20 protein-coding genes, 1 tRNA gene and 1 pseudogene are annotated in these 20,792 nt (G+C 62.7%); 15 read left to right on the top strand and 7 right to left on the bottom strand.

Annotation, left to right across the window (positions count from 1 at the left end):
• Positions 1 to 62 precede the first annotated feature (62 nt).
• The 3 genes and pseudogenes from AC07NV_RS19240 to AC07NV_RS19230 form a co-directional block, all read left to right on the top strand.
• Positions 63 to 623, top strand: a pseudogene (locus AC07NV_RS19240) (integrase core domain-containing protein); the annotation flags it as partial.
• A 277-nt stretch (positions 624 to 900) separates the two neighbouring features.
• Positions 901 to 2,187: a pectate lyase family protein gene (locus tag AC07NV_RS19235; protein WP_495168006.1), complete on the top strand. Its 1,287-nt coding sequence runs from the start codon at positions 901 to 903 to the stop codon at positions 2,185 to 2,187.
• Positions 2,184 to 2,438 carry a hypothetical protein gene (locus AC07NV_RS19230; protein WP_495168005.1) on the top strand — a complete coding sequence of 85 codons (255 nt, stop codon included), beginning with the start codon at positions 2,184 to 2,186 and terminating at the stop codon, positions 2,436 to 2,438. Before AC07NV_RS19235 ends, AC07NV_RS19230 begins: the two co-directional genes overlap by 4 nt.
• A 922-nt stretch (positions 2,439 to 3,360) precedes the next feature.
• Here the strand turns inward: AC07NV_RS19230 and AC07NV_RS19225 are convergent.
• The 6 genes from AC07NV_RS19225 to AC07NV_RS19200 form a co-directional block, all read right to left on the bottom strand.
• Positions 3,361 to 3,437 (bottom strand) — tRNA-Arg (locus AC07NV_RS19225).
• 44 nt (positions 3,438 to 3,481) lie between these two features.
• On the bottom strand, positions 3,482 to 4,009 hold the full coding sequence (locus AC07NV_RS19220; protein WP_495168004.1) for a DUF1254 domain-containing protein: 528 nt from the start codon (positions 4,007 to 4,009) through the stop codon (positions 3,482 to 3,484).
• A 1-nt stretch (position 4,010) separates the two neighbouring features.
• Positions 4,011 to 4,586, bottom strand: coding sequence for a DUF1214 domain-containing protein (locus AC07NV_RS19215; protein ID WP_495168003.1), 576 nt, complete (start codon positions 4,584 to 4,586; stop codon positions 4,011 to 4,013).
• Positions 4,587 to 4,693: 107 nt separating this feature from the next.
• A complete protein-coding gene (gene ppdK, locus AC07NV_RS19210; RefSeq protein WP_495168002.1) occupies positions 4,694 to 7,354 on the bottom strand; it encodes a pyruvate, phosphate dikinase in 2,661 nt (886 codons plus the stop codon).
• 103 nt (positions 7,355 to 7,457) lie between these two features.
• Positions 7,458 to 9,617 (bottom strand): glycine--tRNA ligase subunit beta, encoded by a 2,160-nt coding sequence (gene glyS / locus AC07NV_RS19205; protein ID WP_495168001.1) that lies wholly within the window; start codon positions 9,615 to 9,617, stop codon positions 7,458 to 7,460.
• Positions 9,614 to 10,495 (bottom strand): glycine--tRNA ligase subunit alpha, encoded by an 882-nt coding sequence (locus tag AC07NV_RS19200; protein ID WP_495168276.1) that lies wholly within the window; start codon positions 10,493 to 10,495, stop codon positions 9,614 to 9,616. The genes glyS and AC07NV_RS19200 overlap by 4 nt, the downstream gene beginning before the upstream one ends.
• Before the next feature lie 276 nt (positions 10,496 to 10,771).
• Between AC07NV_RS19200 and AC07NV_RS19195 the strand changes: the two genes are divergently transcribed.
• The 9 genes from AC07NV_RS19195 to AC07NV_RS19155 all read left to right on the top strand — a co-directional run bounded on the left by AC07NV_RS19195 (position 10,772) and on the right by AC07NV_RS19155 (position 17,699).
• Positions 10,772 to 11,104: a UrcA family protein gene (locus AC07NV_RS19195; RefSeq protein WP_495168000.1), complete on the top strand. Its 333-nt coding sequence runs from the start codon at positions 10,772 to 10,774 to the stop codon at positions 11,102 to 11,104.
• A 242-nt stretch (positions 11,105 to 11,346) separates the two neighbouring features.
• Positions 11,347 to 11,559 (top strand): helix-turn-helix transcriptional regulator, encoded by a 213-nt coding sequence (locus tag AC07NV_RS19190; protein WP_495167999.1) that lies wholly within the window; start codon positions 11,347 to 11,349, stop codon positions 11,557 to 11,559.
• Positions 11,552 to 11,986 carry a hypothetical protein gene (locus AC07NV_RS19185; protein ID WP_495167998.1) on the top strand — a complete coding sequence of 145 codons (435 nt, stop codon included), beginning with the start codon at positions 11,552 to 11,554 and terminating at the stop codon, positions 11,984 to 11,986. Before AC07NV_RS19190 ends, AC07NV_RS19185 begins: the two co-directional genes overlap by 8 nt.
• A 64-nt stretch (positions 11,987 to 12,050) precedes the next feature.
• The gene (locus tag AC07NV_RS19180; protein WP_495167997.1) at positions 12,051 to 12,989 is read left to right on the top strand and encodes a TraB/GumN family protein; all 939 of its coding nucleotides are present in this window, start codon (positions 12,051 to 12,053) and stop codon (positions 12,987 to 12,989) included.
• Between the two features lie 44 nt (positions 12,990 to 13,033).
• Positions 13,034 to 13,885, top strand: coding sequence for a TraB/GumN family protein (locus AC07NV_RS19175; protein ID WP_495167996.1), 852 nt, complete (start codon positions 13,034 to 13,036; stop codon positions 13,883 to 13,885).
• 111 nt (positions 13,886 to 13,996) lie between these two features.
• Positions 13,997 to 14,629 carry a 50S ribosomal protein L25/general stress protein Ctc gene (locus tag AC07NV_RS19170; protein WP_495167995.1) on the top strand — a complete coding sequence of 211 codons (633 nt, stop codon included), beginning with the start codon at positions 13,997 to 13,999 and terminating at the stop codon, positions 14,627 to 14,629.
• 57 nt (positions 14,630 to 14,686) lie between these two features.
• The gene (pth, locus tag AC07NV_RS19165) at positions 14,687 to 15,256 is read left to right on the top strand and encodes an aminoacyl-tRNA hydrolase (protein WP_495167994.1); all 570 of its coding nucleotides are present in this window, start codon (positions 14,687 to 14,689) and stop codon (positions 15,254 to 15,256) included.
• Positions 15,253 to 15,663 carry a GNAT family acetyltransferase gene (locus AC07NV_RS19160; RefSeq protein ID WP_495167993.1) on the top strand — a complete coding sequence of 137 codons (411 nt, stop codon included), beginning with the start codon at positions 15,253 to 15,255 and terminating at the stop codon, positions 15,661 to 15,663. The genes pth and AC07NV_RS19160 overlap by 4 nt, the downstream gene beginning before the upstream one ends.
• A 158-nt stretch (positions 15,664 to 15,821) precedes the next feature.
• The gene (locus AC07NV_RS19155; protein WP_495167992.1) at positions 15,822 to 17,699 is read left to right on the top strand and encodes a PhoX family protein; all 1,878 of its coding nucleotides are present in this window, start codon (positions 15,822 to 15,824) and stop codon (positions 17,697 to 17,699) included.
• A gap of 46 nt (positions 17,700 to 17,745) precedes the next feature.
• Here the strand turns inward: AC07NV_RS19155 and AC07NV_RS19150 are convergent, their stop codons facing one another.
• Positions 17,746 to 18,396, bottom strand: coding sequence for a CAP domain-containing protein (locus tag AC07NV_RS19150; RefSeq protein WP_495167991.1), 651 nt, complete (start codon positions 18,394 to 18,396; stop codon positions 17,746 to 17,748).
• Between the two features lie 144 nt (positions 18,397 to 18,540).
• Between AC07NV_RS19150 and ychF the strand changes: the two genes are divergently transcribed.
• The 3 genes from ychF (at position 18,541) to AC07NV_RS19135 (ending at position 20,661) form a co-directional block, all read left to right on the top strand.
• On the top strand, positions 18,541 to 19,638 hold the full coding sequence (ychF, locus tag AC07NV_RS19145) for a redox-regulated ATPase YchF (RefSeq protein WP_495167990.1): 1,098 nt from the start codon (positions 18,541 to 18,543) through the stop codon (positions 19,636 to 19,638).
• A 306-nt stretch (positions 19,639 to 19,944) separates the two neighbouring features.
• The gene (locus tag AC07NV_RS19140) at positions 19,945 to 20,325 is read left to right on the top strand and encodes a hypothetical protein (RefSeq protein ID WP_495167989.1); all 381 of its coding nucleotides are present in this window, start codon (positions 19,945 to 19,947) and stop codon (positions 20,323 to 20,325) included.
• A gap of 75 nt (positions 20,326 to 20,400) precedes the next feature.
• Positions 20,401 to 20,661, top strand: a complete 261-nt coding sequence (locus AC07NV_RS19135) for a helix-turn-helix domain-containing protein (protein ID WP_495167988.1) — start codon at positions 20,401 to 20,403, stop codon at positions 20,659 to 20,661.
• Positions 20,662 to 20,792 lie beyond the last annotated feature (131 nt).

The raw sequence follows: 20,792 nt of genomic DNA, 5'->3' as shown, positions 1-20,792 counted from the left end.
CATAATCTCCTTCGTAATCCAAAATATCATCAATTTTGTACCACTCAGAAGGGGGCAGATCATTCTTCCACATGGACATCGCGGAGGTGCAAACGGCCGAAGGCAAGCTGCACCTGTTCGTCGCCATCGACCGAACCAGCAAGTTCGCAGTCACCCAGCTGGTCGACAAGGCCGACAGGCGAACCGCGTGGGAGTTTTTGGAAGGCCTGCTGGAAGCCGTGCCCTACCGTATCCACACGATCCTGACCGATAATGGCATCCAGTTCGCCGAGCAGCCGCGCAATCGCAACACCGCCTGGTCGCGCCAGATGCGCTTCGACATGATCTGCGAGGCAAACGACATCGAGCACCGCCTCACCAAGCCGAACCATCCATGGACCAATGGGCAGGTCGAGCGGATGAACCGCACGATCAAAGATGCAACCGTCAAACGCTTCCACTACGATAGTCATGACGAACTGCGCACGCATCTCGCCGACTTCATGGATGCCTATAACTTTGCTCGTCGGCTCAAGACGCTCAGCGGGCTCACTCCCTACGAATACATCTGCAAATGCTGGACTTCAGAGCCAGATCGATTCATCGTCAATCCGATCCACCAAATGCCAGGACCAAACAACTAGTGCATTGACGTCTTGAAAAGAAGCGCGTCCGTGGTGACAGCCCGCCTTCTCGTTTCGATGTCAGTTACTCCGGTCAATGAATGACCGATCCCCAGCTGCAAAACTCATCCGTGTAGAAGAGGTTCCGGAGCGGCTGCCCTGCAAACCGGGGTCGCTGGAGCCTTCGTTGCCGGGCTGATTTCTGCCACCCCTCTTCTCGCCGGGCGAGACGTGGGCTTGCAAATTACATAAGAGCTTGCGCGACGGCATTGATTGCAGCCGAACAAACGGAGACACTATGGAGTATCGTGGTGGAAAGATCGGGCGACGCGGCATGCTGGCAGCGGCAGGGTCCTTGGCGATATGGGACTCGTCTGCAAAGGCTGGCGCTGGCATAGGCGAGACGCCGCAGAGCTTACTGGCGCTGGCGCTATCGATCGATCGTCTCCGCTCGCCCACTGGTGGGGAGATGGTGGGCATACAGCAATCAGGAACGGGAGCGATCACCCGCACAGCGCAGTCAAAAGCCCGCGATGTCGTCAGCGTCAAGGACTTCGGCGCGACTGGTGGGAATGCTGCGCTCGATACCGCCGCGATCAACGCCGCGATTGACACCGGCAGCCACGTATTTTTCCCGATTGGTGTTTATAGCTATGTGCCGTCAGGCAAGGCGCTGGCGTTCGGTCAGGTTCTCTACGGCGAAAGCCCGCTCACCACCCGCATCGCCAAGGTCGATAGCAGCGGCGACATGTTCACAATGGCGGCGGGGTCTGGCCTGCGGGACATCGGCTTGCAGGGGAACGGCGGAATCCTGACCGGGCGCGGCTTGGTAGTTGGCGCCAGCACCGCGAACATCACGCTTCAAAACGTCAATATCCTCGACATGAACGGCTATACGGTCGAGGTGACAGCGAACAACGGCGGTTCTCAACTTCGCATCATCGGCGGGATTTACGACCGGACCGACCCGGCGCTGGCTGCAATCCAGATGCCTACGGGTGACACTCAGGCTACCCCGCGGCATCTGGTGGGTGTGTCGTCAACGGGCGTTCTGATCGACACGGCGGGTGCTGACAGTCTCTTGCTGACCGGGATTTACACCCGTGATGTTTTCTTTGGCGCCGCGTCGAAGAAAGTCATCCTGTCCGGTTCGCGCATCAGCACCCTTGGCAGAGGGATGACGGTCAAGGGGACGGACAACGTCGTTACCGGCAATGCCGTAGCTGGCAGCATCATTATACACTCCGGCGCGGCTACCTGTGTCGTCTCGGGCAACGTGGTGGTCACTGCCTCATCCAACACCGACAACAGCGCGGTTGGAGCCAACACGACTGACTTTCGTTATCGCGGCTCCAAGACATATGATCCAGGAAGCATTGCAGACCGCGCCGGGGGCAGTACGACCGTGACGTGCACAGGCGCGAGGATGGGCATGATCGCCTCTGCCGCGATCTCCATTGATCAGGCGGGCGTGATGCTTGCAGCTTACGTTTCGGCGGCTGACACTGTCACTGTTAGCTATCAGAACGAAAGTGGCGGAACGGTCGATCTTGGCTCACACACCCTGCGGGTCGAGGCGCGATGATGACCGGCCCGCTGGCTCACAAGTGGGTGAGCGAGCTTATCGAGCTGCCAGAATATCGGGCGCTTGATCTGGACGGGCAGGCGAAGGCTATCAAGTTCATAATGGAAAAGGCTCGCGAAGCTGCAAAGGCCAACGTCTTGGGCGGGGTGCCTATCCCTCCCCTGCGCCCGGTCAAAGGCGAGCGTCATTCTCCAACTCGCCAGCGTTCCGCCATTCCCCCGCCGCCTCCCGGGTTCGAGATTGAGCGCTAGTCCGACCGAGCCGGTTTATTGGCCTCGTCGCTGTGCGAAACTGCGATAGTTTTTTCGCAGCTTCAAGATTTGGGGCCGTTCGAGGAAATATGCCCGAGTTTTCACAGTTGAGACAAGGTGCTTCAGGTGGGGCGGCAGCGGCGCGTTCGGGTCCGTTTTAAGATCGCGACCATACCAGTAATGTTCTGTAGCAATTGTGTTGGCCGCTTGAAGGCCCACAACGTCGCCCACCGCTGCAAATGTGAATTGAACCCGCAAGCCCGCTGCATCCACTCGTCGCCGCGCGTCATCCAAAAGACTTTCAGCTTCAGAATTGCGCTGCCCCTGATCAAACACGCAAACCATCCGGCTGGCATGCCGGAGGCGAGCCGAATGGCTATATCCGCACAAGCCGAAAGCGCTACCCCGCTCGCCCCCGTAGCATATTCATTGCGCATCTTACCCGTCACGATCTGGTCCCACGCCTGTCGGTCCACGCCAAAACATACGGAGAAAATTCCAGACTCTAGGATCGTGGATCGAAACAAATTTCTAACTAAATCTCGTTCTGCCGGAGAGTATCGCGCAAAATCACCTTCGCCCCATCGACAATGACCAACGCCAAAGTTTGTGATGGGCGCTTTGCCCGGTAGCGGCTCAGCGAGCAGTCGGCGCCAAGCGCTTTCCAGTTTAAGGAAATGCCCCGTCGCACCGACTACGCCGCCCCATACGGCGAAGTCGGATTGGGCATGGGCCCCGCTATCGTCGAAAAAGCAATGCAGCATGCCACTGCGTAGTCGCTCAAAGAACGACACTGCAACCAGCGTATGCGAAACGATAGAATGAAGTTCGCAAACCCAGCGAAATGCCGCGCCGCGCTTGCTATATGATTGCTAGAAGCAAAAGGCCTTCCGCATCGAAACGCGGAAGGCGTTGGAATAGCTGGTGCACCCGGAGCGATTCGAACGCCCGACCCTCAGATTCGTAGTCTGATGCTCTATCCAGCTGAGCTACGGGTGCGTGGAGAGGCGCCTTTAAGGGGCGTCGCGCGGGGGCGCAACCCCCTATTTCAGCTTTGTGACCGTCCGGCAGGACGATTGTCGGCGTACCGCGTCGAGCGCCCCGATTTCTGCGGGGTCTTTCAGCAAAAGACGGATCAGGGCGATGCCGTCATCATGGTTCGTGCGGACGGTTTCGGCGCCCGCAGGCACCGCCTGCCCCTCGCGCGCGACGATGATTCGGAACGGCTTGCCACCCGCCTCGACATCGTTGCGGACGAAAATAACGTCGGTCGCCGCGTCGAAGATGCTGAGCGACGTGTAACGCCCCGGCACCGGAGTGACATCGATCGCGATCGGCCCGTTCGACAGATCGTAAGGGCAGCTCGAATAGGCGAGATCGGGACTCGGCCGGACAACCGGCTGGCGCTTGGGACTAGCAAGATTTCCATAGGACATGGTGTTGATCCCGCCCTGCCCCAGCCGCTCGATCGCGACGTTCATCAGGCCATAAGGAATCGCCCAGATCGCGGCACAGGCGGTGGCGGCCGCGACGATCAGGCCAAAGAAGAGCGGGCGGAGCCAGCTACGCATTTCAGCAGCCCTCCTTGACGATATGCGGCAGCGAAGCCTTCGCAGGATCGGCGCGGAAGGCTTTGCCAGGGTTGTACATTCTCAGGGTCAGGTGGAAGGGCTGCCCCTTGGTCCCCGGTAGCCACGCGCCCTCGGCGGGCTTCTCCGGCGCGATGGTGACACGCCATTTGCCCCCGGGATCGAGCGCGACATTGGCGCCGTTGACCGACCAGATGTTCACGGGGTTGGCGACGAGATACCCCGCCACGTCATAGATGGTGACGCTCCACCAGCGCGCGTCGAGCGGAGCGCCCGACAGGCTGTAGCGGCAATTGCCGTCGAGCGGCGCCCCCCCGGCATCGGTCTTTGCCGCCCAATAGACGGTTTCCTTCGCCGGAAGCGCGAGCAGGCCCGCGCGCGCGACCGCAGCACGAGTTACCGGATCGGTCGCTTTGGTTCCGAAACCGAGCGAGGTCGTCCACGGGCCGTTGGCGATCGCGCCGCCACTAAGACCGCCGCCGGTTATCGCCCAAGCGGCGCCGAGCCCCACCGCAATTCCGCCCACCAAAGTGATCGCATAACGGTGCCAGCTCTTCATGCCCCATCCCTCACCCGTTCGTCACCCCGGCGAAGGCCGGGATCTCAACCTCGCATCAGGATGCAGCGGCGAGACCCCGGCCTTCGCCGGGGTGACGAAGTTAGGAGTTATCCCCGCTTCAGCGCCGCCTGAGCTGCTGCCAAGCGTGCAATCGGGACACGGTAGGGCGAGGCGCTGACATAGTCGAGGCCCGTCTTTTCGCAGAAATGGATGCTGGGCGCATCGCCGCCATGCTCGCCGCAGATGCCGAGCTTGACGTCGGGGCGTGTCTTGCGCCCGCGTTCGGCCGCCAGTTCGATCAACTGCCCGACGCCTTCGACATCGAGGCTGACGAACGGGTCGGTCAGGAAGATGCCCTTGTCGACATATTGCGTCAGGAAGCGGCCCGCGTCGTCGCGGCTGATCCCGATCGTCGTTTGCGTCAGGTCGTTGGTGCCGAAACTGAAGAATTCGGCGGTCTCGGCAATCTCACCCGCCATCAAGGCAGCGCGCGGCAGTTCGATCATCGTGCCGACCAGATATGCGATCTCGCGGCCCTTTTCGGCGAACACCGCCTTGGCCTGCGCGTCGACGACCGCCTTCATCAGATCGAACTCGCGGCGCGTCGCGACGAGCGGGATCATTACCTCGGGGATCGGCGCCGCGCCGGTTTCGGCGGCAACGTCACACGCCGCCTCGAAGATCGCACGTGCCTGCATTTCGTAGATCTCGGGATAGGTGACGCCGAGGCGGCAGCCGCGATGCCCCAGCATCGGGTTGAATTCGTGGAGCTCGTTGGCACGTGCCTTCAGCGCCTCGATCCCAACGCCCGCAGCCGCGGCGACGTCGGCGAAATCCTCCTCGCGCATCGGCAGAAACTCGTGGAGCGGCGGATCTAGCAGGCGGATGGTGACCGGAAGCCCCGCCATGACGCCGAAGATAGCCGCGAAATCGCCGCGCTGTTCGGGGAGCAGTTTCGCAAGCGCGGCGCGGCGGCCGTCCTCATTTTCGGCAAGGATCATCTCGCGCACCGCGGTGATGCGCGCGGCGTCGAAGAACATATGTTCGGTGCGGCAAAGCCCGATGCCCTCTGCACCGAAGTCACGTGCAACCTGCGCATCCTGGGGTGTTTCGGCGTTGGCGCGCACCTTCATGCGGCGGACCTTGTCGGCCCACACCATCAGCGTACCGAAATCGCCGACGAGTTCGGGAAGCAGGGTCGGAACCTCGCCCGCCATGACTTCGCCAGTCGAACCGTCGAGGGTCAGGATGTCGCCTTCGCGAAGCTCGCGCCCGCCGACGCGCAAGATACGCGCCGCGCCGTCGATCGACAGCCCGCCCGCGCCCGAGACGCACGGACGCCCCATACCGCGTGCAACGACCGCCGCGTGTGAGGTCATCCCGCCGCGTGCGGTCAGGATGCCCTTGGCCGCGTGCATGCCGTGAATGTCTTCGGGCGATGTCTCGACGCGCACGAGGATCACGGCCTCGCCCATTTCAGCCGCCTTTTCAGCGCCATCGGCCGTGAACATGATCTTGCCCGAAGCCGCGCCCGGGCTGGCGGGCAGCCCCTTGGTCAGCACGTCGCGCGGCGCCTTCGGATCGAGCGTCGGGTGGAGCAACTGGTCGAGCGCGCCCGGATCGACACGGCCGACGGCTTCCTCTTCGGTGATCAGCCCTTCGGCCGCCATGTCGACCGCGATCTTGAGCGCGGCCTTCGCCGTGCGCTTGCCGCTGCGCGTCTGGAGCATCCACAAAGTCCCGCGTTCGACGGTGAACTCGATGTCCTGCATGTCGCGGTAATGCGTTTCGAGCGTGTCGAATACGCGGCCAAGCTCGGTGAAGGTCTCGGGCATCGCCTCTTCCATCGATGCCGGTTTGGCGCCGGCTTTTTCGCGCGCGACCTTGGTGAGATACTGCGGCGTGCGGATGCCCGCGACGACATCCTCGCCCTGCGCATTGATCAGCCATTCACCGTACCACGCGCGCTCACCGGTTGCGGGATCGCGGGTGAAAGCAACGCCGGTGGCCGAGGTATCGCCCATATTGCCGAACACCATCGCCTGAATATTGACCGCGGTGCCCCATTCAGCGGGGATCGAGTTCAGGCGGCGATAGACTTTCGCGCGATCACTTTCCCAGCTTGCGAACACGGCGCCAACGGCGCCCCACAGTTGGTCGTTCGGTTCTTGCGGAAAAGGTGCGCCGGTCTCGCGCTCGACGATCGCCTGATATTCCTTGACGAGCGCCTGCCAGTCTTCAGCCGACATCTCGGTATCGAGATAGAAGCCTCTGTCTTCCTTGGCGATTTCCAGCGCTTCCTCGAACTCGGCATGGTCGAGGCCCATGACCACGTCGGCGTACATCTGGACGAAGCGGCGATAGCTGTCCCATGCGAAGCGCGGATCGCCCGACGCATCGGACAGACCGACGACGGTGCGGTCGTTGAGCCCGAGATTGAGGACAGTGTCCATCATCCCCGGCATCGACACGCGCGCGCCCGAACGGACCGAGACGAGCAAAGGGTCGGCGGGATCGCCGAACTTCTTGCCGGTGATGCCCTCGATATGGACGATGCCCGCGGCCACTTCTTCGATCAGGCCCGCGGGAAATTGTTCGCCATTGGCGTAATAGGCGGTGCAGACGTCGGTGGTGACCGTAAAGCCCGGGGGGACCGGCAGGCCGATCGAGGCCATTTCGGCAAGGTTCGACCCCTTGCCGCCCAGCAACTCCTTCGACCGTTCGGCTGTCGTTGCGTCGCCGCCGAACAAATGCACCATCGTCGTCATCTTATGCTCCTGCTGCCCCGGGGAGGAGGTTGCGGCTGGATAGGGTGGAGAAGTCTTATCGTCGATTCAGTTTTACTTCATTCGCTGCAAAGCTGCCGTAGCGTCAGCCCTCGATCTTCGAGAAATCGGCGACGCCATGCACCGCGCCGGTAAATCGCGCGAGCAGGCCGAGACGATAGGCACGAACATCCTCAACGGGGTCGTTGACCATCACCCCGTCGAAAAAGGCGTCGATCGGCGCGCGGAGTGAGGCGAGCGCGGCCATCGCGTCGGTGAAGCGCTCGTCAGCGACGGCGGAGGAGGCCGCAGGCTCGGCGGCGGCGAGCGCGGCGAGCAGCGTGGCGTCGGCCTCGGTCGGCGGCGTCGCGGCGGCGGTGCCGCTCACCTCGCCCGCCTGCTTCAGGATATTCGCCGCGCGCTTGTAGCCCGCGAGCAGGTTCGTGCCGTCCTCAGTCGCCATGAACGCCTGCAGCGCCTTCACGCGGGCGAGCAGGCGGACGAGATCATCCTCACCACCGAGCGCGAACACCGCGTCGATCAGGTCGTGGCGGACGCCAGCTTCGCGTTGCTGGACCTTGAGGCGGTCGGCGAAGAAGGCTGCCAGCTTCTTTTCAGTGTGGCCTTCCCAGACAACCCCGAACTTATCGAGATCATCCTCAACTGCCTTCAGTAGCACCTGTTCCAGGCGGAAACGCAGGCCGTTCCGTAGAATGATAGCAATCACGCCCAAGGCCGCGCGCCGCAAAGCAAACGGATCTTTCGATCCGGTCGGCGCTTCATCGATCAGCACGAAGAATTGGGTAAAGACGTCCAGCTTATCTGCCAGCGCCACCGCAACCGTTACCGGAGCGGTCGGGACGTCATCGCCCTGCCCGACCGGCTTGTAATGATCGCGGATCGCGTCGGCGACCGCGTCGGGCAGGCCCTCGGCGCGAGCGTAGTAGCCGCCCATCAGGCCTTGCAGTTCGGGAAATTCGCCGACCATTTCGGTGACGAGATCAGCCTTGGCCAGCCGCACGGCGAGTTCGGCCTGATCGGCCAACTCTTCCTTGTTCCCCGGCGTAGGCCGGGGTCCAGTGCTGGATAATGCTGCGGTTTGCCCTGTGTCGCTCTGGGCCCCGGCCTTCGCCGGGGAACGGTCTGTGACGATGTCTTCTTCAACCAGCCAGCGCGCCAGCTTCGCGACGCGCTCGACCTTGTCGGCGACGGTGCCGAGCTTTTCGTGGAAGGTGATGTTTGCGAGCTTCCCGGCGTGCTGCGCGAGGGTCTTCTTCTGGTCCTGTTCCCAGAAGAAGCGCGCGTCGGACAGGCGCGCCGCGAGCACCTTGCGGTTGCCCGCAACGATCTCGGCGCCGCCGTCGACCGCGTCGATGTTCGCGGTGCAGACGAAGCCGTTAGCGAGCTTGCCGCCCGCATCGCTCACGACGAAATATTTTTGGTTCACGCGGGCCGTCAGCTGGATGACCTCGGGCGGCACTTCGAGGAACGCTTCGTCGAAGCGGCCGAGCAAGGGCACCGGCCATTCGGTGAGGCCGGCGTTCTCGATGACCAGCCCCTCGTCCTCGACGAGCGTAAGACCGGCGTCGGCCGCAGCCTTGGCGGCGCCGTCGCGGATGATCGCCTGGCGTTCTTCATGGTCGACGATGACATGGCAGGCGCGCAGCTTCTCCGCATAGTCCGATGCCGAGCCGATCGTGATCTCGCCCGGGCAGTGGAAGCGATGGCCGCGCGTCGCGAAACCCGCGGAAATCCCGCTAACTTCACACTGAATCAGCTCCTCGCCGAAAATCGCGACAATGCCCGACAGCGGGCGCACCCAGCGCAGACTCTCGCTGCTCGCGCTTTCCTTGCCCCAGCGCATCGACTTGGGCCAAGCGAAGGCGCGGACGATCGCGGGGATCGCCTCGGCGAGCACCTCGGCGGTCGCGCGGCCGGGTTTGTCGATCACGGCGAAATAGACGCCGTCGCGGTCTTCGAGCTGGTCCTGCGTCAGGCCGGTCTTGCGAAGGAAGCCTTCGAGCGCCTGCGGCGGGGCGCTGGTGCGCGGGCCCTTCAGCTCCTCGCTGACCGCGGACGTCGCCTCGGGCAAGCCCTTGGCAATCAGTGCGAGGCGGCGCGGGGTCGACCAGATGGTGAGGTCGCCAACAACAATGCCCGCGGCTGCCATTTGGGCGCGGAACAGTTTTTCCAGTTCGGCGCGCGCGCCAGCCTGCATCCGCGCCGGGATTTCCTCGCTGCGCAGTTCGAGAAGAAAGTCGGTCACAGAGTCCACCCCGGATATTGTGCGGTCCAGCGCTCGGACTGGCTGTCGATCCACGCCTTGCAGCTACCCTTCGCGAGGTCGCGGACGCGCGCCATATAATTGGCGCGCTCCTGCACGCTGATCACGCCGCGCGCCTGGAGCAGGTTGAAGAGGTGGCTCGCCTCGATCGCCTGGTCATAGGCGGCGAGCGGAACATTTGCGGCGATCGCGCGCTGACATTCGGCCTCGGCGGCCTTGAATCCCGCGAACAGGCTGTCGGTGTCGGCAACCTCGAAATTCCATTTCGAGAACTGCTTTTCATTCTCGAGGAAGACGTCGCCATAGCTGATCCCCGGAACGTCGCCGACGGCGTCGGAGAAGCGGAGGTCGTACACATTGTCGACATTCTGGATATACATGGCGAGGCGTTCGAGCCCGTAGGTGAGTTCACCCGCGACAGGCTTGCAGTCGAAGCCGCCCATTTGCTGGAAGTAAGTGAACTGGGTGACTTCCATCCCGTCGCACCAGACTTCCCAGCCCAAGCCCCACGCGCCGAGCGTCGGCGATTCCCAGTCGTCTTCAACGAAGCGGATATCGTGGAGGAGCGGGTCGATACCGATCGCGGCGAGGCTACCCAGATATTGTTCCTGCAAGTCGGCCGGCGACGGCTTCAGAATGACCTGATACTGATAATAATGCTGGAGCCGGTTGGGGTTCTCGCCATAGCGGCCGTCGGTCGGGCGGCGGCTCGGCTGGACATAGGCGACATTCCAAGGCTCGGGGCCGAGGCTGCGCAATGTCGTCGACGGGTGAAACGTCCCTGCCCCGACGCGCATGTCGTAAGGCTGAAGGATCGCGCAACCGCGCGCCGCCCAATAGGCGTGCAGCGTCAGGATCATGTCCTGAAAGCTGAGTGGTGTCTTGTCCGCCCCGTCGGCCACGGCCGCAATTCCTTCGCAGGTGCAAAAATCGCCGCCGCATTGGCCCAGCGGGGCCGCAGGGTCAAGGCTCCCCGCCATGCCCCGCACGAGCAAAACGCGCGACTTTGTCACGGTTACGGAACTTTTTGTAAGGTGTTATTGACATAGTCAGCAAATCGCGACATATAGTCATGTGTACATGACACTAAGACATGCAAACATGACTTAGTCCAAACTGATCTAAGGAGAATAGACATGATGAACCGCGCTCTGATCCTTGCTCTCTCGCTCTCCATCGCCGCGACCCCCGCCATGGCTACCGAGGCAGAAAACAAGGTCGCGACGGTCCGTATCGATGACCTCAACCTGACTCATGCTGCCGATCGTGAACGGCTCGATGCCCGGCTGAAGAGCGCCGCGCGCAGCGTCTGTTACTCGGGAGGCCTGCGCGGGACCGCCGGGATGACGCGCCGGTTGGAATGTATCACAGCCGCCGCCGCACAGGCCGAACCGCAGGCCGAGCGTGCGATCGCTCAGGCACAGGCCGGTACGGAGCTTGCCCTGCTGATGGTGATCGCCGCCCGGTAACGGAAGAATGACAGTTTCGTTCTGGCCGTGCCTTCCCCGGTGGCGGCTTGGCGACCTGGGGCTGGAGCGCCCCCCCCCACCCGGTGGCGGCGCTCCAGTCTCTTGCAGTAAGACGAACGGTCCGAACCTTTCGCCGCAAATCCGACCATCCTGAAGAGAATGGCAAATAATTCACCTTCCCCGACAGATTGCTGTTTATGGGAAGTCATGTCCCTTCGGATGGAAATGCTGACGAGGCGTCGATGAACAACAAATTGAAAGTGCTGCGCGCCATGCGAAACTGGAGCCAAGCGGAACTTGCCGACCGGCTCGATGTGTCGCGGCAGGCGGTCAATGCGATCGAAACGGGCAAATATGACCCGTCGCTGCCGCTGGCCTTCAAGCTCGCGCGCCTGTTCGAAATGTCGATCGAGGAAATCTTCGATGACGCCCACGAGGGAAACAAGGATGACTGAAGCCGACACCAAGCCGCGCCGCGGCATTTCGCCGCGTAAACGGCGGTATCGCTTCGCGCTCGGTTTCGCGGCCGTACTGGGAGGGATACTTGGCGGCTCGATGATCGTCGACCAGCCGGCAGGCCGCAACGGCCTCGAAGCCGCGTTCCATGGTTCGCTCAGTGCCGGCTTCGCGATCGGCGCATCGCTGTTCTGGGCGTTAGGACTTGCCATCTCGCTCATCATTTATCACCGGGCGATCGACGATCACGAAGAGCGTGCATGGCTCTGGGCCGGCCTCGCCGGCTGGTACGCTTTCATCGTCCCCGCTCCGGTTTGGTGGATCCTGAATCGGGCTAGCCTTGCTCCACCCGCCGACACGATGCTGCTGTTCCTCTTTTCGATGGCCGTGAACGCGATCGTCTGGTTGTGGCTGAAATATCGCTGACCCTTTTCCTTTCCTCTCTTCTATGGACCGGCCATAAGCACTGAAAATGAAAGGTGATTTCTCCATGAAAAGCTGGTTCAAGACGCTCGCAGCCACGTGCGCGGTCATCCCCTTTGCCCAATGCTCGATGGTCCCCGGCAGCAATCGGGCTTTTGCCGCCGAACCCGCTGCGGTGACGGCCCCGGCAACGACCGATGCCGACCCCGCGCTGTGGGTGGTGAAGGACGCGGACACGACCATCTATCTTTTCGGCACCGTCCATGTGCTGAAGCCCGGCCTCAGCTGGTTCGACGAGGCAGTGAAGAGCGCGTTCGACAAATCCGACCAGTTGATGATCGAGATGGTGATGCCCGAAGACCAAGCCGAAATGGCGAAGGTGATGATGCCGCTGGCGATCGACCAGAGCGGCAAGACCCTGTCGTCACGCCTCGATCCCGACCAGCTCAAGGCCTATCAGGCCGCGATGGCGAGCGTTGGTCTGCCCGTAACGCAGTTCGACATGTTCGAGCCCTGGTTCCCGGCGATCACCCTGTCGGTGCTGCCACTCACCAAGCTTGGCTATGACCCCGAACAGGGCGCCGAAAAGCTGCTGACGTCCTTTGCGAAAAAGGCCGACAAGCCCGTGCTGGGCCTTGAAACCTTCGCCGAGCAACTCGGTTTCTTCGACGCGCTGCCCGAGGCGCAGCAGGTCGTCTTCCTGAACTCGGTGGTCAAGGATCTCGACAAGCTGGGGCCGCAGCTCGACAAGATGGTCGTGTTGTGGGCGAAGGGCGATCCCGACGGGCTGGCCGTGTCGATGAACGAAAGCCTAGCCGCAACGCCCGAACTTGCCAAAATACTGCTTTGGGATCGCAATGCCCGCTGGGCCGACCAGCTCAAGGCGCGGATGGAGCAACCCGGCACCGTTTTCGTCGCGGTCGGCGCAGGCCATCTTGCCGGCAAGCACAGCGTCCAGGATTATCTGAAAGAACGCGGTCTGACCGCAAAGCGGGTCAAATATTGAGCTTCGAAACGCTCCGCTCCGGACATTGGGGTCGCCGCCTCGCGGTGGCCCTTTTGCCGTGCCTACTTACCGCCTGCGGCACCGCGGAGCCTGCACAGCAAGCGCGGCCCGCCATGTGGCTGGTCGCGGACGAGGATACAAACATCTATCTGCTCGGCACGATGCATGCCTTGCCGCGTGGGACCGACTGGAGCGAGGGTAAGGTTGCGGGCGCGATCCGCGCGGCCGACGAGCTGATACTGGAATTGTCGCCGACCGAACTCGCTGCGGCCGGCGTCGTGTTCCGGAAGCTCGCCCCGCGAACGGCCCCGCTCGCGATGGACGCGCGCCTCTCGGGCGAGGCGCTGACCCGTTACCGCGTACTCGAAGCAAGCGGCAGCGGTTTTAGCGGCGAGAGTTTCGACGATTGGGCCGTGATGGTGTTGATGGGGCAGCGGGTTGCACAAAACGCCAGACTGTCGCCTTCCGACGGCGTCGAAACCGGGCTGACCCAGATGTTCAAGGCGGGCGGAAAGCCGATCGGTGGCCTTGAGACCGCGCAGGAGCAGCTGATGTTGTTCGAAACGCTCGACGCGCCCACCCAGCGCACGCTCCTGACCCGTGCAGCCGAAAAGTCGAACGACGCGGTGAAGGACGTCGGCGAACTGACCGCTGCGTGGGGCCGCGGTGACGTTGCGGCGCTGGAAAAAGTCATCAACGAGGACGTCGATGCCGTACCGGCGGCGCGCCGGGCGATCCTCACCGACCGCAACCGGCGCTGGAGCGCGTGGGTGAAGCGGCGCATGGACCAGCCCGGCACGGTGCTGATGGCGGTCGGCGCGGGTCATCTGGTCGGGACCGACGGCGTACCGGCGATGCTCGAGGCCGAGGGACTGAAAGTCAGCCGCGTACAATAAACGCGCTGACGCTTGCATTTCGGGCATTGCGCCGCTAAGCGCCCTCGCTTCCGACCATGGTCATCCCTGGAGGCGTGGCGGACTGTGTAATCTGTTTCTCGGAGAAAAATGATGAGCGACCAGCTGGTGCTGTCGGCCGAGACGCGTGATCGCGGAGGCAAGGGAGCCTCGCGTGAACTGCGTCGTAATGGCCGCGTCCCCGCCGTTGTCTATGGCGGCAAAGAAGAACCCCTGATGATCCACGTCGAAGAAAAGCTGCTGATGAAGCAGCTGATGACGGGTCACTTCATGAATTCGATCGTGATGATCGAAGTCGATGGCAAGCAGGTGCGGACCCTGCCGAAGGACGTCGCTTTCCACCCGGTCAAGGATCGCCCGATCCACGCCGACTTCCTGCGCATCAGCAAGGATGCCAAGGTCACAGTCGCGGTCCCCGTGGTATTCATCAACGAAGAAGCCTCGCCGGGCCTGAAGCGCGGCGGCGTGCTCAACATCGTTCGCCACGAGCTCGAGCTGATCTGCGATTCGGACAAGATGCCCGACGACGTTCAGATCGATGTCACCGGTTTTGATGTCGGCGATTCGATCCACATCAGCAGCGTCACCCTGCCCAAGGGCAGCGAAAGCGCGATCACCGATCGCGACTTCACCATCGCGACGATCGTTGCGCCGTCGGCGATGAAGTCGAACGCCGGTGATACGGCGGCCGAAGGCGAAGCAGCCGAAGGCGGCGAAGAAGCCTGATCTTATCCGGGCGGCCCCTCCCCTTGCGGGAGGGGCCTTCCACGAAAGGCGGATAGCATGCAGCTCTGGGTCGGCCTCGGCAATCCCGGGCCCCAATATGCGATGCACCGTCACAATGTCGGCTTTATGGCCGCAGACGTCATCGCCGACGTCCACGACTTTCCCGCACCCGCGAAGAAATTCCAGGGCTGGATCCAGGACGGGCGTATCGGATCGCAGCGAATCCTGCTGCTCAAACCCGGCACCTTCATGAACGAAAGCGGCCGCAGCGTGCGCGCCGCGCTCGATTTCTACAAATTGACCGCGCAGGACGTCACCGCCTTTTACGACGAACTCGACCTCGCGCCGATGAAGGTGAAGGTCAAACAAGGCGGCGGTGCCGCAGGCCACAATGGCATCCGGTCGATGATCCAGCATGTCGGCGAGGATTTTCGCCGCGTGCGCATCGGCATCGGCCATCCGGGGCACAAGGACCGGGTTACCGGTCATGTCCTCGGCAATTACCACAAGAGCGAGATGGAGCCGCTGATCGATCTGCTCGGCGCCATCGCCGCCGAGGCCAAGTGGCTCGCCGACGGCGACGATGTCCGGTTCCAAAGCGATCTCGCGCTGCGGTTGCAGGGATGACGAGCTTGCGGGCCGCGGCGGCGAATGATGCCGACGCGGTAATCGCAATCTGGCACGCCTGCGACCTGACGCGCCCATGGAACGACCCGCGCGCCGATTTCATGCGCGCGCTCGATCATTCGGCATCGACCATCTTCGTCGCCGAACGGAACAACCGGATCATCGGCACGGCAATGACCGGTTTCGACGGCCATCGCGGGTGGATTTATTATTTGGCGGTCGCCCCTGATCAACGCGGCGAGGGTATCGCTCGACAATTGCTCGATCACGCCTGCGATTGGCTGAAGCTTCGCGGCTGCCCGAAGGTCGAATTGATGCTGCGCGAGGGAAATCCCGCAGCCGGACTGTACGAACATCTTGACTGGGAGTTGCAGCCGGTACGCGTCTTTGCTCGATGGCTGGCCTGATCGTCGATCGGCGCGAACCGTTCGCGTAACAAGACCGTCACAAGAGTCGACCCTTCCCGACATGGTGGAGCCATGGTGCTGACACCTCCCTCTGCAATCGGTGCGCCACCTCATCCGGACAGTCAGTCCGGGGCTCAACCGAAAAACAGGGGAACTGCATGTCACATCTTACCGACGACGCTCGCGCGCCTTATCGCGGCGAAGCAAACGACCTTCCCGGCCCCGACAGCCTCGAGGCACTTGTCGCCCAAAACCCGTCGCGCCGTACGCTTTTGCGCAACGGCCTGTTCGGGCTGTCGATCATTCCCGCGGCCGTGCTGGCGGGCTGCGACGACACCAGCGGCGACCCCACCGTCACGCTGCCGACGCCCACACCCACGCCGACCCCGACGCCAACCCCGACGCCGTCGGCCAGCTATGCCGTCAATTTCGCGGCCGTCGCCGCCAATCAGGACGACAAGGTCACGGTGCCCGCGGGCTATACCGTCGACGTGCTGCTGAAAGCGGGAGATTCGGTCGAGACCGGTACCGCCTATTCGGGCAGCTTCCCGACTCCGGCGGTTGCCGAGAAATGGGCCGGCGGCAACCATGACGGGATGGAATATTTCGCCTTCCCGGGTGTCGATGCGAACAACCGCGGTATCCTCGCGATGAATTACGAATATCCCGACTTCAACATCCTGATGGCGGGCAACTATGACGCCGCCACGGCGACTGCGGACCAGAAGGCGCTCGCCCTGTCGGCGGTCGGCATCGGTGTCGTCGAGATCGCCAAGGGCAGCGACGGCAAATGGGCGGTACAGCCCGGATCGACCTATAACCGCCGCTATACCGGCAACAGCAGCTATCGCGCCGGCGGCCCCGCTGCGGGCCTGCTCTCCGGGACGATCAAGGGTATGCTCAACAATTGTTCGAGCGGCCGCACCCCGTGGGACACCTATCTGACCTGCGAAGAGACCACCGACAATTATCTCGACCCGACGCAGCCGGCGACCAATTATGGCTGGGTTGTCGAGATCGATCCGCTGCGCGAGCTCGCGCAGCCGACCAAACGCACCGCAATGGGGCGCTTCAATCACGAGAATGTCGCCTATATGGCGAACGCCGACCGCCGCGTCGCATTTTACATGGGCGACGACTCGACGCCGGGCTGCATCTATAAATTCATCCCCGACCGCGCTTACAGCGCCACGAACCGGGCAGCGAACACCGATATACTCGACTATGGCACGCTCTACGTCGCCCGCTTCAACGGCAATGGCACGGGCGAGTGGCGCGCGCTTGTGGTGGGCCAGAATGGCCTTGTCGCCGGCGCCTCGGACCCGGGCAACGTCAGCCAGAGCACGACGCCACCGGCACCCCGTATCGTCAACTTCAACAACCAGGCCGACGTGCTCATCAACTGCCCATCGGCAGCGCGCGTCGCGGGCGGCACCGTGATGGATCGTCCCGAATGGCTGACCGTCGCGCCCGACAACAAGGCGGTCTATTGTACGCTGACCAACAACAGCGGCCGCCGCGTCACCGACCCCGCCAACCCGCGCGTCACCAACCTGCACGGCCATATCATCAAGTTCCGCGAAGAAGGCGATTCGCCGCTGGCGACCAAGTTCACGTGGGAAATCTTCCTGACGGCAGGCGATCCGTCGCTGGCGGCAGGCGGCAGCAATCTGGTCGGCAACATCAATGGCGACACCTTCTCCAGCCCCGATGGCCTCCGCATCGATCCGCAGGGTCGCATGTGGGTGCAGACCGACCATAGCGTCCCCGGCAACTCGGGCGTGACCGGCAAGACGATCGATCAGGCGTTCGGCCATAATGCGATGTTCTATGTCGACCAGACGAGCAAGCAGTCGAAGCGTTTCCTCGTCGGCCCGCTCGGCTGCGAGATCACAGGCCTTGCCTATACGCCCGATCTCAAGACCTTCTTCGTCAACATCCAGCATCCGACGGGCAACTGGCCGGTTGCCGGACAGCAGCCGCGTTCGTCGACCATCGTCGTACGACGGACCGACAGCCAGCCGGTCGGCAACTGACGAAGCAGAGGCCCCGCCCGCACCGAAATGGCGGGCGGGGCAACCGCTAGGGTGTGCGCCTTGGCGGTGGAGGCGGCGAACCATCCGGGGTTTGCGACATCAAAGTCACGCACATCGTCCGGTGCACCGGGTGCCGCCCGCACGCGACCCCCGCATAGCGATGCTCCGGACGGAGCAGGCTGTGGCGATGCCCACGGTCCGGCACGCCGTCATCGATCAGCAACTGGTCGACAACGCCCGCAGGCGTGTGATGGCCGTAGGTGATGACTTCGTTGACATAGGGACCGCCACCGCGCGCTTTCATCCGTTCGCCCGGCCCACTGCCCCTTGTGTAATGGCCGACGGCGCCTGACCGCGACTGGACCGCAACATGGTCCGCCGCGGCGCGCGCCAGCGGATTGCTCCATTCGAGTTCGGCGAGCGGCTTTTCCCGGCGGAGGTCACGGATCGCCTCGTCGACCGCCCCGACGCCTTCGCGCGTCATGATGTCGATTTCGCTGTCGTCGTCGCTGACGAGGAGCTTGCCCTCAAAGCGCGGGCGATAATCGCGCAGATATTCGGCATAGGCGGCGGGATCGCTGCGAAAGCGATTAAGCTCGACGAAAACGCCTTCCTCGAAGCTGCTCTGCGCGGCGACGGCGGCGGTCGCGCCGAGAGTCAGAAGGATACCGGCGGCAAGGAAGCGGGATTTCATCATGGCTGGAGCGATAAAGGCGCAAGTCTGAACCGGGCGCAACGGCAAAGCGCGGCGGCAAGGACTGGCGCCGGAGGCAATCTGGCGCTAGGGGCGCTGCAACACCGGCGCCTCCCTCAACAGCGCGCCGAACCTCACGGAGTTTTTATGGGTTTCAAATGCGGCATCGTCGGCCTGCCCAATGTCGGCAAGTCCACCCTGTTCAATGCGCTGACCGAAACGGCGGCCGCGCAGGCGGCGAACTATCCTTTCTGCACGATCGAGCCGAATATCGGCAATGTTGCGGTGCCCGATGCGCGGCTCGAGAAGCTGGCCGCCATCGCGACCAGCAAGAAGATCATCGCGACGCAGCTCGCCTTTGTCGACATCGCCGGCCTCGTCCGCGGCGCCTCGAAGGGCGAAGGGCTCGGCAACCAGTTCCTCGGCAACATCCGTGAGGTCGACGCGATCGTTCATGTCCTGCGCTGTTTCGAAGATGACGACATCCAGCATGTCGAGAACAAGGTCGACCCGGTCGCCGACGCGGAGACGGTCGAGACCGAGCTGCTGCTCTCCGATCTCGAAAGCCTCGAAAAGCGCGTTCCCGCCTTCACCAAGAAGGCCGCGCAGGGCGACAAGGAAGCCAAGATTGCAGCTTCGGTCCTCGGCCAGGCGCTCGACCTGCTGCGCGAAGGCAAGCCCGCGCGGCTGACCGACCCCAAGGATGAGGAAGAGGCCCGCGTCCTGCGCACCGCGCAGTTGCTGACCTCGAAGCCCGTCCTCTATGTCTGCAACGTCGATGAAGGCAGCGCCGCGAACGGCAACGCCTTCTCCGAAAAGGTCTTTGCCAAGGCCGCCGCCGAGGGCGCACAGGCCGTGGTCGTCTCGGCCGCGATCGAAAGCGAGCTGGTGACGATGGACATGGCCGACCGGCTCGAATTCCTCGAAGAAATGGGCCTCCACGAAACCGGCCTCGCGCGCGTCATCCGTGCGGGCTATGAGTTGCTCCACCTGATCACCTTCTTCACCGTCGGCCCGCAGGAAGCGCGCGCCTGGACCGTCCACACGGGCGCCACCGCGCCCGAAGCCGCGGGCGAGATCCACAGCGATTTCCAGAAGGGCTTCATCCGCGCCGAAACGATCGCCTATGACGATTATGTCGCGCTGGGCGGCGAAGCGCGGGCGCGCGAAGCGGGCAAGCTGCGCGCCGAGGGCAAGGCCTATGTCGTGCACGACGGCGACGTAATGCACTTCCTGCACAGCTGATCCGGCTTCGTCATTGCGGGGCCGGTCGGCACCAGGGCCGCGCAATATTCCAAAGTTCAGGAAAGTTCAGCCTTACGCGCGCCCGGTTTGGGCCTCGCGTCATGCTGACGCGTCCGGCACGACTCCGCCGTGGCCGACCCGCAAACCGGACGGCGACCGCTTTTTGTCCACCGAATGCAAGAGCCGGATGAAGGCTGGCATGGCCGGATAATGTAGGAAAGGCTTATTTTAGGGTGATGTCGGCATTGGGGTAGGAAGCGGACATTTCCAGTTTCGATGCTAGCGCATCATGGTACTAGATGGCTCATGGGTATGATCGGCACAGCGATAGTCTTAGCATTGGCATTCCAAGCTGTTGAATCCGCAGAAGCTTCATCTTCTGGAGACGAAGAAACGCTGGCGACTTTCCTTTGGTATGCGCATCCGATCAACAAAGGGAAGATGGCGTGTGACAAATCGACCCGTAGCCAGCAGGAAGCGTTCTTTAACCGGCGTTCCAAAAAGCGAATTGAACAATTGAAGAAGGCTTACGAGGCTGAAAACGGAGCCGATCCAGGCTTGGAAGTTATTCCCGCTCTGAGATGCGTGAGGGACAGGGGCTTAGTGAGATCGGCCTTCGCGCAAGGCGTGTCGGAATTTGAAGTTTCTCTGGAACGTCTGGAGCAAAGATTTGGGCTAGTTCGCTAACGTCCGCAATCGGTCGATTGCGCCTCATCCGTAAGGTAGCCTATGGCAGCCGGCAGGGAACGAAAAGGAGAAACAATGGCCGCGTCATTTTCAGTGGACGAACGACGCGAGCATTTTGCTTATTGCGTCCAACTATTTGGCGGCACCACTGCATTCTCGCGGCGCCTTGGCATAGACGAGCGGGCTATCCGCCGTTTCATCAATGGGGAGCGGCCTCTTGGTGACGGACTACTGGAAGACACCGCCAAGGCATTGCTCCTGCTCATAGATGAAGCAAACGCGGCCGAAGCACAGATCGCTGCCACATTGCGCGTTCCGCCGACCGATCCGTCGTAGCTGAAATCGCTCGTTTCCGGTCATTTTGATCAAATTGGTAGCGAACGCCCACTCTGGGGTGGTGAACTGCCATTGCCTCCCACTCATGTTCCCCGGCGAAGGCCGGGGCCCAGAGCGTTAGAAAGCAGATG

The sequence above is a fragment of the Sphingopyxis sp. GW821-FHT10B01 genome (assembly GCF_059415685.1).
Note: the sequence above shows the minus strand (reverse complement) of the source record. Positions and strands in the feature narration are given on the sequence as shown.